Annotated in this window: 14 protein-coding genes; 3 read left to right on the top strand and 11 right to left on the bottom strand. The window is 27.4% G+C overall.

What is annotated here, in order from left to right; all coding sequences use genetic code 4:
* Position 1: 1 nt before the first annotated feature.
* The 3 genes from UUR8_RS00110 (at position 2) to UUR8_RS00100 (ending at position 5,084) form a co-directional block, all read left to right on the top strand.
* Positions 2-2,212 (top strand): ABC transporter permease, encoded by a 2,211-nt coding sequence (locus tag UUR8_RS00110; RefSeq protein ID WP_004025765.1) that lies wholly within the window; start codon positions 2-4, stop codon positions 2,210-2,212.
* Positions 2,212-3,141: an ABC transporter permease gene (locus UUR8_RS00105; protein WP_004025845.1), complete on the top strand. Its 930-nt coding sequence runs from the start codon at positions 2,212-2,214 to the stop codon at positions 3,139-3,141. Before UUR8_RS00110 ends, UUR8_RS00105 begins: the two co-directional genes overlap by 1 nt.
* Before the next feature lie 392 nt (positions 3,142-3,533).
* Entirely contained in the window at positions 3,534-5,084 is a 1,551-nt protein-coding gene (locus UUR8_RS00100) for a BMP family ABC transporter substrate-binding protein (protein WP_004026003.1), read from the top strand.
* Positions 5,085-5,308: 224 nt separating this feature from the next.
* On the opposite strand, the gene rplL is transcribed toward UUR8_RS00100, so the two are convergent.
* The 11 genes from rplL to UUR8_RS00045 form a co-directional block, all read right to left on the bottom strand.
* Entirely contained in the window at positions 5,309-5,674 is a 366-nt protein-coding gene (gene rplL / locus UUR8_RS00095; RefSeq protein ID WP_004025906.1) for a 50S ribosomal protein L7/L12, read from the bottom strand.
* Between the two features lie 24 nt (positions 5,675-5,698).
* On the bottom strand, positions 5,699-6,199 hold the full coding sequence (gene rplJ, locus UUR8_RS00090; RefSeq protein ID WP_004025606.1) for a 50S ribosomal protein L10: 501 nt from the start codon (positions 6,197-6,199) through the stop codon (positions 5,699-5,701).
* A gap of 156 nt (positions 6,200-6,355) precedes the next feature.
* Positions 6,356-7,978, bottom strand: a complete 1,623-nt coding sequence (gene mgtE, locus UUR8_RS00085) for a magnesium transporter (protein WP_004026121.1) — start codon at positions 7,976-7,978, stop codon at positions 6,356-6,358.
* Between the two features lie 145 nt (positions 7,979-8,123).
* Complete coding sequence (locus tag UUR8_RS00080) at positions 8,124-8,600, bottom strand: PQ-loop repeat-containing protein (RefSeq protein ID WP_004025777.1); 477 nt, start codon at positions 8,598-8,600, stop codon at positions 8,124-8,126.
* 2 nt (positions 8,601-8,602) lie between these two features.
* Positions 8,603-9,163 (bottom strand): PQ-loop domain-containing transporter, encoded by a 561-nt coding sequence (locus UUR8_RS00075; protein ID WP_004025526.1) that lies wholly within the window; start codon positions 9,161-9,163, stop codon positions 8,603-8,605.
* A gap of 124 nt (positions 9,164-9,287) precedes the next feature.
* Positions 9,288-9,749, bottom strand: a complete 462-nt coding sequence (locus UUR8_RS00070; protein WP_004025697.1) for an RpiB/LacA/LacB family sugar-phosphate isomerase — start codon at positions 9,747-9,749, stop codon at positions 9,288-9,290.
* A 4-nt stretch (positions 9,750-9,753) separates the two neighbouring features.
* Positions 9,754-10,314, bottom strand: coding sequence for an L-threonylcarbamoyladenylate synthase (locus UUR8_RS00065; protein WP_004025805.1), 561 nt, complete (start codon positions 10,312-10,314; stop codon positions 9,754-9,756).
* On the bottom strand, positions 10,301-11,173 hold the full coding sequence (locus UUR8_RS00060) for a HemK/PrmC family methyltransferase (RefSeq protein WP_004025883.1): 873 nt from the start codon (positions 11,171-11,173) through the stop codon (positions 10,301-10,303). The genes UUR8_RS00065 and UUR8_RS00060 overlap by 14 nt, the downstream gene beginning before the upstream one ends.
* Positions 11,173-12,252: a peptide chain release factor 1 gene (gene prfA, locus UUR8_RS00055; RefSeq protein ID WP_004026000.1), complete on the bottom strand. Its 1,080-nt coding sequence runs from the start codon at positions 12,250-12,252 to the stop codon at positions 11,173-11,175. Before prfA ends, UUR8_RS00060 begins: the two co-directional genes overlap by 1 nt.
* A 141-nt stretch (positions 12,253-12,393) precedes the next feature.
* Positions 12,394-12,681, bottom strand: a complete 288-nt coding sequence (gene rpmE / locus UUR8_RS00050; protein ID WP_004025943.1) for a 50S ribosomal protein L31 — start codon at positions 12,679-12,681, stop codon at positions 12,394-12,396.
* Positions 12,682-12,818: 137 nt separating this feature from the next.
* Complete coding sequence (locus UUR8_RS00045) at positions 12,819-14,192, bottom strand: DnaA ATPase domain-containing protein (RefSeq protein WP_004026018.1); 1,374 nt, start codon at positions 14,190-14,192, stop codon at positions 12,819-12,821.
* Positions 14,193-14,208 lie beyond the last annotated feature (16 nt).

Genomic DNA, 14,208 nt, shown 5'->3' with positions numbered 1-14,208 from the left:
TATGCTAAAATTTAAAACAGTTTTGACCTGTGATAACCTTTTTAAAGGTCAAGAACGAAAAACAATCACTAAAAAATTCTTATCAACAGTTTTTGCTATTTTTGTAGCTATAGTTGTCTCTGCTATTTTGGTTGGGATATTAGGATATGATATACGCGATTTCTTTATAAGATTATTTACTAAGTGAGTAGGTTCGCCAGATATTTATTTGACAAAAGTAGCAATTTTAGGGATTGCCGCACTATCATTCATTTTTGCTTTTAAAGCAGGATTATTTAATATTGGAATTTCTGGACAAATGTTAGGTTCAGGACTAATTATGTTATTAGTTGTTAAAAATATGCAAATTGCTAATATTAATATGCCCAATGTCTTGGGACAATTTTTCTTATTAATTATTGCAATGTTAGCAGGGGCAATGTTTGCAGTTTTTATAGGAATTTTAAAAGTATTTTTAAAAATTAATGAAGTTGTTAGTTCAATTTTATTAAATTGAATTATGTTCTATATTACACGTTATGTTGTATTTACAGCGCAAGGTAAAATGTATAATCCAACACCAGATCAAGTTGGATCAAGATCAATTCCTTTTGCAGATAATTATTCCTTATTTCATTTAGCATCTGGATACGGCTATTTATTTGCCTTGCTAATATTTATTTCGTTGGCTATTATCATTTGAATAATTTTAAAATATACAGTTTTTGGCCATAAAGTTTTATCTGTTGGTAAATCATTTGATGCCGCAAAATATGCTGGATATAGAACAAAGATTATTTCGTTAGCTACATTTGCAATTTCTGGCGCATTAGCAGGCGCATTAGCAATGGTTAATTATACTTCGACAACAACAAATGCAATTGTTATCAGTCAAGCATCTGATGCTTTACCCACACAAGGATATGATGGAATTGCAATGGGTTTGATCTCATTAACACATCCGTTAGCAACAATTCCTGTGTCTTTCTTAATGGGTTTATTACAACAATCAGCCGATAACTTAGGAGGAAGCTTTCCACAAGATTTATCTGGAATTATTATCTCATTTGTAATGTTAGGGGCTGCAATGTTCATCTTATTTGAACGAATTAGTCCTGTTTATTGAATTTATCATCTAATCTATACTTATAAAGGTAAAGATTATTATCGTGATTATGAAAATAAAAATAATAATACCATTTCTGAATACAAAGCAATTTATATAGAAATTAATAAGAAACGAAATCAATATTTACAAGAATTAAAAGAATTGCGTAAAGAATTAGATAAATTTAAGAATCAAAAACAATATAATGGAGTTAATGAACAATATCAATACACTGTTAACTACATTAAAACAACGTACAATAATTGATTAAAAGTTGAATATAGTAAATATTTAGAACAAATGAAAAATAATGTAATGCAACTTAAAAAACACTTAATTATTGAAAGAGCAACACTTGTTTATTATCCAGAAATTAATACAACAAGAAAAGTTAAAAACAAACTAAAACATTTTGAAAATATAAGTGCTAAAAAATTAAGTCGTATTAAAGATAAAATTCATAATGAAGATTTCTTAATTAAAAATTTAGTTGCTAAGGAAATTGGTAAATACGCTCAATCAAAATCATTTGATTATAATAAATTAAAGTATTTACTACAACAATATGAAAACAATGATTCAATTTTAACAATTGATTTGATTGATGAATTATCATTGATTCTAAAAGATGAACAAGTGCAAGTGATGTTTAATGAATTTAAACAAGCAAGTAATGAGAATAATTTAGAACATATTAGTAGTTTAAAAAATGAAATTATGTCATATATCAATTCTTTATTAGATTCTCGATTAGAACAACTATCATCGATTCTAAAATCAAAAAATTTAGTTCATGATGAACAAATGGATGCCATTATTTCATTATTAAATCCAAACGATAAAATCTTTAACAAAATTATTGTATCACGCAATAAACATTTAGAAAATTATGCTAAAGAAATTATAAAATTAGAAACAAAAACCACTTCACAAAGTGATGAAATTGAAAAAAATACAAAGCAACATTCAACATCATACTTAACAAAATATTATCAAAAAACTAAACAACACATTAATAAAATTAAGTTAGATCAAAAACAAAAATTATTATTAGAAGATTGATTAACAACAGCTTATCAAAAAGCAATTACAAATCAACAAAATATGAAAGAGGTGATTAGTTAATGCCTTCTTTATCATTAATTAACGATGCCTCTATTTATGCTGCTATTTTAATTTTAGGTGCATTAAGTGGTTTCTTTTGTGAACGCGTTGGGATTGCTAATATTTCAATTAATGGCCAAATGATTATTGGTGCATTAGTGTTTACTTTATTCTCAACAATTATTTACAAATATATGGGAACAAAAACAGAAACAGAGTATACATTTATTGTCTGTTTAATTATTGCTGGAATACTAACCATTCCAACCTCGTTATTATTTGGTTTCTTAACCATAAAATTAAAGACTAATCAAGTTATTGCTGGGACAGCAATTAACTTATTAGCTTCAGGAGTAGCGACTTTTGTGACTTATCCTTTGGGTGATAAAATCGCTAACAAAACAAGTCTATCCTCTGATTATTTAGGTTTAATGAAAATTGGAGATGGAATTAATACAATTTATATTGGAAGTATTTTAATTTTAATCGCTGTTGTATTAATCACAATTGGTTTAATTATCATGATGAAAAAAACACCATTTGGTTTAAGATTGTATGCGATTGGTGAAAACCCAAATGCAGCTGATGCTCAAGGTATTAATGTTTATAAATACCAATGAATTGCCGTTTCTATTTCAGGATTTATTGCTGGAATTGGTGGTGGACTATATATGTATGCCTCACGTTCGCCATTTGGTGGAGAAGTTGGAGGAATTGGGTTCTTAGCGTTAGCTATTTTAATTGCTGGGGCTTGAAGAATTCCATTAATTGTTGTTGTTTCAATTGCCTTTGCAGTGATTACAAAAACATTCTCACAAATTGATAAGATACCACAAGAAATTGGTAAATTAATTCCTTATGTAATTACTTTAATTGCTCTAATTTCGTTTAGCAAATATAGTGTGGCGCCCAAAAATGTGGGAATTCCATTCGATAAAAGCAAAAGATAATATTAAAATGTGCTCACTCAAGCACATTTTTTTATTTTAAAAAACACAAATTAAGGGCTTTATTTTTAAAATTTTCTAATATTAAAAATTTATTTTTTTGTGATGAAGTAATCACCAAATAAAAATTATTTTATAATGATTTATTTTACTTAATTAAACTAAAAGCAATTAAAATAAAGGGTTTTATACGATTTTATTTTTATTAAATAAATTATTTATAAAATTTTGTTTGTGACGAGATAAGAAAAAAGTCATTTTTGTTTTAATATTTTTTCAAAATCATTTTTAAAAATTATCCCTTTTTAGGGTAATATTATTAGCGACAAATGAATAGAAAATTGTTCATTTAGTTAATTAAGGTTAAATTTATGAATATTAAAAAAAGGAGTAAAATGAAAAAGTTAAACAAAAAAAAATTATTTTTATCGCTTGGTAGTGTTTTTGCTTTAAGTTCAGTTGTTGCTATAACAGCATCATGCTCACAAAAATCAACATTAAACTACAGTCAGTTTTATTGAACTTCACCAACAAGTGATGACGATAATGGTTTCCAAACAAAATATAAAAGTATGGCCAATGATGGCAAACGCGCTTTATTAATGCCAGGGTTTCAACATCCAGAAAAATTACAAAATGCTTTAGCAAATGATAAATTTGATGCTAATTCAATTGCTCTAATTTTAGATGCAGTTTACAACAATGATAACAAAGCTGAATTCTACAAAGGCGCTGATCGTGTTGCTGATGTTTATTTTAAAGTAGATGAAGCCGCTTTTTTAGGTGGTATTGCCGCTGCCTATATGTTAAATTCAAATCAATCAGTTTTTGGCAAGGATAACAAACTAACTTGAGGCGGATATGTTGCTTTAAATGCTAAAAACACAACTAATTATTTAGCAGGTTTTGATTTAGGTGTTAAATGAGCTAATGAAAAATTAAAAGGCAAAAGCGTTAAACAAGAGGGGACACAAGAAACAAAAACTTGAATTGAAGTTGAACAAGTTTATGCTTCTGAAAGTAGTGCAGGTGGTTTCCAACCAGAAAATGATAACGCTAAAAAAATTATTCGAGAATTAATTACTAAAGGCGTTGATTTAATTTTACCAGTAGCTATTACTCAAGTTGGTGTTGCCGTAACTGAAGCAATCGCAACTGCTTCACATAACGTAGGTGTTATTGGTGTTGACGTAGAAGTTGAAAACGATGAAGCAATTAATAAGAAAACAGATAAATTTATCAACACAAATTTAAGCGGTAATAAAAATGGTGTAGTACGTTTTTCAATTACAAAACGTTTAGATGTTGCAACAGTAAAATTATTAGAAAACGCAATAAGTGGTCAATCACTATCTAAAGGAAAAGACAAAATTATTATTGGAAGTGAAATTGATCCAAGAGATAAATACAAATTAGGTGTTAATACTGTTGGTAACTTATCTGATGGGGTTGTTGGTATTTCGCCATCTGCTTATCATTATGTAATTGATGCTTTTAATTTAGCACAAGCAAATGAAAGTGATAAAATAAGTACATATGATCAATTAGTTAATAAAATTACTAATGATGAATTATTTAAAACACTTGATAAAAAACCACTTGTTGAAGGTTATTTAGATGTTAAAAAAGAAACAGATAATGATGCTGCTTTATTAGAAAACAAAACAATTGATCCAAGAGTAAATGGTGGAACACTTTATAAATCAGCTAAAGGTACATACTATTTCTATCCTGTTGCTAAATCAACATACATTTCCAATTCTTCTTCAAATAAATTCAAAGAATTATGAGATGGTGCTAAAACAAACGAAGAAAAACAATCGTTAATTGGCTTAATTCTATCTTATGCAGGCGCTAAAGTAAAAGATGGCGGATATTCTGAAGCTACTTATAATGGTTTAAAAGAATTCTACGCAAAACATGGTATTAAAATCCCAACATTATAATTTTATTTATTGATAATAAAATAAAACATTAAATATTGCAATTATTTGAGATTAAAACTTAAATAAAAATCAATGCTTAATGTTTTTTTTATTTCTATTTTATTTAAATTATTTAGTGATGAACATAAGTTATTAGATATATAAAGATAATTTAATTTATTAGAATAAAAAAATGGCTAATAAAAGCCATTTTATAAACTATTATTTAATTTATTAAAAGAAGATTAAACAAGTTGTACTTTTGCACCAAGTTCATCAAATTTCTTTTTGATTTCGTTAGCTTCTTCTGTTTTAACGTCTTCTTTAATTACGCTACCTGCAGTTTCAGCAGCAGTTTTAGCTTCCATTAAACCTAATCCTGTAATTTCACGAATTAATTTAATTACACCAACTTTATTAGCACCAGCTTCAACTAATTTAATAGTTACTTCAGTTGGAGCTTCAGCAGCTGCTGGAGCAGCAGCAACTGCAACTGGAGCAGCAGCTGAAACACCAAATTCAGTTTCGATAGCTTTAACTAAATCGTTTAATTCTAGCATTGACATTTCTTTAATCGCAGCAATAAATTGTTCAATTGTTAATTTTGACATATTAAATTCTCCAATAATATTTTCTTATTCGCCTTTTTGCTCAGCTACAGCTTTTAAACCATATAACACATTACGTAATGGAGCTGTAAAGCAAGAAAGTAGCATTGAGTATAGACCTTCACGGCCAGGGATTGCAGCAAGTTGATCAATTTTGTGAGTATCTGCAAATTTGTTTTCAAGATATGCACCTTTAATTTTCACAAAATCAAATTCTTTAGCCACGTCATTTACTGCTTTAATCGCAGCAATTTCATCGTCCATTGCAACAGCAATTGCATTAGGTCCTGTTAATCGATCTTCAAATCCAGTAACACCAGCTTTTTCAAAAGCGCGTGCTGTAATATTATTTTTTAAAACAAATAATTTAGAATTTGATGAATGTAAAACATTTCTTAATGCTAGGATGTTAGCAGCAGTTAATCCATGATATTCAAAAACAATAAATGATTTTGAATTTTTTAGTATATCTGCCATATGGTCGACTTCTTGTTGTTTGAAAACAACACTTGGTCTAACATTTGCCATATTTATACCTCTTATTTAAAATATGTGTTTGCAACATGCAATTTCGTTTAATATAAACCTCGGTAACAAATTAAGTTTAAGTAATAAACAGTTACTTTCTTGGGCATATTGCTTTTATATTATAACATTTTTAGAAGTCGTAATTTTAACAAAAAATTAAGCAAGATGATTTAAATAATTTGAATTATTTAATAAAAAATTTTGTTTAGGTAATAAAGAGTTAATATTTTTAACAGCATGAATACTTTCGCGCATATTATTTAATTCTTCAACCTTAACTTTATCAACAATAATTAATAAGAATAGAATGCCAAAACCAAATAAGATAATTGTTGTTACCATATCAAGTAAAGTTGATAAAATTGGTGTTGACATAATTGTTGGATCAATTTTTAATTTTGTTGCTAAAAGTGGCAAGATTCCACCAAGTAATTTAGAAATTACAATAGCAAAAAATAAAGCAACTGATGAACCAGCCGAAACAATAGCGCCAACAATCATTTGACTATGTGGATTATTAGTGATATTATTGTATAAAACATTATATTGTTGTAAATCAGGTTTGATGATTGCAAAATATATAATTAAACGAGCAAAATTAATAACTGCTAAAACTAAACCAATTAAAGCACCAACTAAAAATTCTTTAGCGAGCACTTTATTATATTCTTTTGTTGTAATTTCACCAATCGATAAAGCACGAATAACAGAAGCAGCGGCTTGTGAACCAGCATTTCCGCTTGTTCCTGTCATTGCTGGGATGATTGGAACAATAACTAGTGTTGATAATCCTGCTGTCACTAATTGTCCAACATTTTGGAATTTATCAATTAAAAAACCAGTACATGTTGCTGAAATCATTAAAACAGCTAATCATAATAAACGTGATTTAAATAAAACAAAAACACTTGATTTAATATAAGGAAAATCTAATTCACTAATCCCGTACATTTTATAAATATCGGTTGTTGTTTCAGTATTAATCACTGGTAGAATATCGTTATCGCTAATATAACCAATTAATTGATCATTTTTATCAACAACAGCTAATTGTTCGATTTGGTATTTTCTAAATATATCTAAAACAGCGTCAATGTCTTCATCACTACGGACATAGAAAACATCTTCTTGAACAACGCTAGAAATTTTTAAATCAAATGAATCCGCAAAAAGCAATGAATGAATTGTTACATAACCTTTTAAACGGTTATAATCATCAACGACATAAATAATATTGCTTTGCTCAAAGTCGTTATACATTCGTTTGATTTCAATTAATGCTTCTTTAACTGAAATACTTTGGTTAATTGTAAAAAAATCAGAGTTAACAATTGAACCAGCCTCATCTTCATCAAATTCTGATAATTGTTTAATGGCAGCTCTTTGTTGACTATCTAATGAAAGTAAGATTTTTTTAGTATGCATTGGAAAATCATTTTTTAAAATAGTGACATCATCATTATAAAGTTCAAACAAGATAATTCTTAGTTGTTGTAAACTTGCATCATCAATGATTTTTGATTTTAATTCAGTATTTAAATATTTAAAAATTTCACCACAAATTCCATCTTTTGTTGCTACTAATACAAATAAGATGATTTGTGTATCATCAATTGCTTCAAGGCTTTCAACAATTTTATCAATCCGTTTTGATTTTAATAATTTTTTAAGACCTGCGATATCTTTATGTTCATAAGCCTTTAAAATATTTTGTGATAAAAAATTCTGATTAATATTTGTGTTGTTATTTAAATTTGATGTATTTTGTTTATTTTTCACAACAAACCACCTCCACAAATAAAACGTATAACTTAAATTATAATAAACATTAACTTAGTTTTATAGATAATCAAGCATAAATAAACAATAAAAAAAGAAAAAAGAGTTTTTAGACCCTTTTTTCTTTCTTTTTACAAACTTTTAACTATCTTTTAGGTAATTTTTTAACAATTGGGTAGTGTAAGTTGCAGTATTCTAATTCAGTCATACCTGCAGCTTTAGCTTTTGATTTATTAACGATTTTTAGAGCAAATACGATTATACTTGCGATGCAAGATAATGTTTCACTTAAAGCAACAAGAATAAATCCACCAGGGTTTGTAGAAACACCTAATCAAGCGAACACGGCTAATAATGCTAAACCAGCAATTGAAATAATTCACATACCAATAGCTAAGTTTTCAGTTCTTTTTGAAACTAATACTTTAATAACGGCTGGTAAGTAAGCACCGAAAACTAAGATAGCCCCAATAACTTGGAAGAAAATACCTCATGGGTGTGTTGGGAAACCATATGCATCTTGATAATCTGGTGCAATTCCAAGATAAGGAGCTTGATCAGTAACGATCGCACCATTACCAACTTCTCACACACTGTTTTGTAATAATGAAGTGAAACTCATAACTAGTTAGCTCCTTTCACTTTTAGGAATGGTTTAATTTGTTTTTCGTAATATTCTTCTTCATTCATTCCCATATTTTTAGCTTTAATCATGTTATTAACTTTATAGAATAATACGATGAATGAAGTTACTGAACATAGTGCTTCACCCATAATTAAGAAGATACCACACACTAAGTATCCTGCAACTCATTCTTCTCTATTATAGATGAAATTACCATTTTGAATATCTCTTAAGAATGTTAATGAGTTTGGATGAACTGTAACAAGTCCAATACCATATAAAGTTAGGAACGCTGTAGCAATACCATTAAATAAGAATAATAATAAACTTAATGATGCTGTATCTCTTTCACGTAAAGTCTTGATTGTTTGAGGTAATACACTTAAAGCAATAACGATTGTACCTATAACACTAAAAACAGAAATAGCAATACTAATTCCTGATGCAGTATATGCTTCAGGAACTAATTGACTAACTAAGTTTGAAGTATTTTCTGCAGCAGCACTTGGAGCTGTTGAAAATAGTGAAGAGCTAGATACATTACTTAAAATATTTGACATAATATAATCTTTCTTTCATATTAATATTTTTATTGCACTTTTATATTACTACAAAACAACTAAAAAATATCAAAAAAATGAATACAACTCATTGATTTTTATCAATAAATCGCATTCGTATTAATTATTTTTGATTTTTTTCATATTCTGTGATTATATCTAAGCGTTTTTGATGGCGCTCACCCATGAATTTACTTTCTAAAAAATCATCAATCATCTTAATGATTTGTTCTAAACTATTTTCACGTGCTCCAATGGTAATTACATTAGCATTATTATGCTCTTTAGCTAATTTCGCACTACTTTCGTTATATATTAAAGCAACACGTGCACCTTTAACTTTGCTTGCAGCCATATTCATGCCAATTCCTGTGCCACACAATAAAATTCCTAAACTATCATTTTTAGCATCATTAACAACATCATTAGCAACTTTTAGAGCATATGGACTATAGTTAACAGAGCCTAATTCGACTTGGGCTCCTTCATCAATAATTTCATAACCTTTTTGTTTTAAATGAGCAATAATTTGATCTTTAATTTCATAAGCAGCATGATCATTACCAAAATAAATTTTTTTAATCATAAAATTACTCCTTTTCTTTTGTGTTATTATATTTTAATTCTTTAATAAACATATCAACCATTTCAATATTAGCACCACGACGAACATATTCTCATTTGTCAATATCAACAATGGTTGATGGCACACCAATTTGTTGCTGAGCTTCAACATAAATTAGTTTACTATTTGCACCAAATTTAAAAATTGCTTCATTATGATTTTTAACTGGTTCTTCGCCAGAAATATTAGCACTACTACAATATAGTGGTCCTAATTTTTGAATTAATTTTAATATATGAGGACTATTAGGCATGCGATATGAAACACCATTTTTAATTACAGTAACTGATCCTGGTCAAAAAAGATCTAAAAATTGTTCTTGTTCTACAGTTAAATCACCAAGTAATTTGTAATCAGCAACAAAACGTACAATTTTCTTGTTTCGATCACGTCGTTTAATTTCATAAATAACATCTTGGTTTTTAGCTAATAAACCAATAATGGTATCAGTGGGAATTAGAACACATTTATTTGCTACTAAAGCATCATAAATGGCATTTAAATTAGTTATTCTATAAATTTTCATACTTAATATTACTTATTACTAAAATTCTATATAAATTATTATAATCATTTATAAAGTAGTAGAAAATAGGAAATTCATTTTTTTTTAGAACATTTTCTAAGATTGTTTTTTGATCATATCCTATTTCAAAAACAATCGTGAATTTTTTATTACAAATTAATGAAATATTATTTATTATAAATAAATAAAAACTAATTCCATCTTTATGTTCAAAATCAACTAATGCATTAAGGGGATCATAATCTAAAACTTGTTTATCTAATTGATAATCACTTTTAATATATGGTGGATTACAAATAATTAAATCAAAACGTTTTTTTGTGTGTAAAAAGTATTTTTGCATGCTTTTATGAAGATAATTTATTCCTTCTATATTATGATATTGTGCGTTTTTTTTACTATTACTAATAGCATCAAGAGAAATATCTAATAATGAAACATCTAAATTATTAAAGTTCATTTTTACACTTAATCCTAAAACACCACTACCACAACAAACATCAATAACACTTTTAATTTGATGCTTTGATTGTTTAATAATTTTATTAATAACATCCACTAATAATTCAGTTTCGACACGAAAAGCAAAGACGTTTTCATCAACATAAAAACGTCTTCCACAAAAATAACCATAGCCCAAAATTCGTTCTAATGGTTTTTCATTAATAAATTCATTTAATAATTCAAAATATTTACACTCTAAACTAAGATCTACTAGTTTTAAACGATTGTTTGAAAAACTATAAAAGTCTTTAACTTCATCGTCTAATCCATATAATAGTTCAAAAGCAACTTGAGTGTTGCGTTGGTTTTTTTGAAGTAATAATTGTGCTTGATAAACTAATTGATGATATGTCATTAAATACCTAAATTAGCCATTAAATTTGTTTGTTCATCAGCAATTAATGCGTCGATGATTTCATCCAATTCACCCATCATAATTTGATCTAATTTATTTAATGTTAGACTAATTCGATGGTCAGTAACACGGTTTTGGGGATAGTTATAAGTACGAATCTTTTCAGAACGATCACCTGTACCAACTTGATTTTTTCGTAAATTAGCAAATTCAGCGTTTTGTTGTTCTTGAGCTGCTTCTCATAGTTTGGCTCGTAACATTTTCATTGCTGTTTCACGATTTTCGATTTGTGATTTACCTTCTTGACAGGCAGCGACAACTCCAGTTGGAATATGTGTAATTCTTACAGCTGATTCAGTTCTATTAACATGTTGTCCACCAGCCCCACTCGCACGATAAGTATCAATTCTTAAATCTGATGGATTAATTACAACATCAACTTCATCTTGTTCAGGAAGTACAGCAACAGTAATAGTTGATGTATGTACACGCCCTTTAGATTCAGTTGCTGGAACTCGTTGTACACGGTGTACTCCTGATTCAAATTTCATTCGTGAATAAACTTCCTCACCTGAAATCATAAAAGAAATGAAACTAAAACCAACAGCGTTTGGTGTCATTTCAATAATTTTCATTTTTCAATTATTACTTTCAGTATATGCACGATATGTATCAAATAAATTACCTACAAAAATTGAAGATTCATCCCCACCAGCTGCAGGACGCATTTCAACAATAACGTTTTTATCATCGTTAGGATCAGTTGGTAATAACATGATTTTTAGTTCATTTTCAATTACTGGAATACTTGCTTTAGCATCATCTAAATCCATTTGAGCTAATTCAACTAATTCTAAATCTTTTTCAGTATTTAATAATTCTTCAGCAACTATACCAGCATCGATTTTTTGTTTATATTTTGCAAATGCTTCAGCAATTTTGGTAGTCTTCTTTAATTGAATATTAATTTCTTTAATTTTTTTGAAATCTGATGTAATTGTTTCTAATTCTTGTTTTAAGGTTTTGTTTTTAACAGCAACTCTTTCAATGGCTTCATAAAGTTTTTTATTATATTCCATAAGTTCCTCAATTTTTTAATGTGTAATAAAAAAATAAAATAAAATAACAGGTAATCGAAATTGCCTGTTATTTAATTTACTAATTTTTAATTATACAAAAACAATTAAACAATCTTGGCAATTTAATGACAAGAGCATTTACTATAATTCGTTTAAACTTTTTCTTGGTTCAGATTTTCCTTGTACTTTTTTCTTTTCTGGTTTTTTATTAATGTTATTTAAACCAGCTTCGAAACGATTATTTAATTTTTCAGCACGACCACGTAATGTTGTAGTTGCATTTTGCTTACCAATAAAGAATGTGTGGCAATTTGAACAAACTTCAATTGCAACTTCTGTATTTTTTGCAGCAGAATTAATTACAAATTCTTTTTTGCATGTTACACAATTATAAACACATGGTTTACTTACTGGGTGAATATCTTTCATAATTTTCTTCCTTTATCATAATATAGTTAAATAATAAAAATTAGTAATTTTATGTTTTGAATTTGAAAAACACGAAAATACACTATATATAAATATATAATATTTTAATGATTTTTGTTTACTTTTCTTTATTAAAATTAAAATTTATCAATAATTAAATTAATTTGTAGTGCTTCTTGACTATTTTTATCAGCTAAAATTTTTTCAACTTTATTAACACTATGGCTAATTGTCGTATGTTCACGACCACTTAATAATTTACCAATTTCAGTTAATGTTAAATTTAATTTATTTTTTAAAACATAACAAACAATATCACGGGCTCATACAATACTATTTTTTCTTGTAGTAGATTTAATTAAATCTACTTTTAGATTCAATTCTTTAGCAATAATTTCAATTACTTGTTCAGGTTTTAATTGTTGTTTAACAATGATATTTGAAGGGATATCATTTTCTACTGAACATTCAATTATAAAATCTTTTGTAATTACTAAGTTTTCATTAAGATCATTATCAGCTCAAAAACAAATTTGTTTTAAATTACCAATCATTTGGCGAATATCAGTGTGAAAACCTTCTGCAATATATTCTTTAGCTTCATCAGTAATTTGATATTTTTTTTTGAATTCAAATCAATTGTTAATAATTTTAATAGCTTCATTTTTATCAGGTTGTGAAATTTTACATTGTAACCCTGACGCTAAACGCGAAATGATTCGATCATGAAAACCATTAAGTTCATTCGGAGTACGATCTGATGTTAAAATGATTTTTCCGCCATTTAATTTTATATCATTGAAAATATTAAAGAATAATTCAGCAGCCGAATCACGTGATTGAATGTTTTGAATATCTTCAAAGATTAATAAATTAGCTGAAGCAATTTCTTTTTTAAATTCTTCAACATGACTTGTTCCTTTTGCTGAAGCAGAACAAAACTTTCGAAAGAAATCTTGTCCTTCATAATAGTAAATTTTTAAATTAGGATTACTATTAGCAAATTGATTACCAGCAGCTGCTACAATATGGGTTTTACCAATCCCAACTTTACCAAACAAAAACAAAGGATTGCACATTGAACTGTTTTCATAATTAGTTGATAATAAACTCTCAATCGCTTTAACTGCTTTACGATTAAAATCACTAATTACTAAATTATTGAAGTTATAACGCATAATTTCATCGCTAAAGTTAAAACGATTTTTAATAACAGTTTCTTTTACTAAAAAATTACTATTAATTAATACTTTTTCATTTTCGACAATAAATTGAAAATTAACAATATTTTCCTTTTTAAATTCTTCACTTAAATATTTTGAAATGATGTTAATAAAATTACCATTTATAATAGTTTTTTCAAAGGCACTAGCAACAATGATATATAAAACACCATCATAAACCTTGTGAACTTTAGCTTTTTCAAGAATTTCATAGGCTTGATCAGAAATAAGATCATAAGGAATTTTTTTGATTGCTGAATCATACAAAGTTTGATAATTATTAGACATTAATAACTCCCTATAG

It is taken from the genome of Ureaplasma urealyticum serovar 8 str. ATCC 27618, assembly GCF_000169535.1.
GTDB classification, from domain to species: Bacteria; Bacillota_I; Bacilli_A; order Mycoplasmatales; family Mycoplasmoidaceae; genus Ureaplasma; species Ureaplasma urealyticum.
This window is presented reverse-complemented; position numbering and strand designations above follow the sequence as displayed.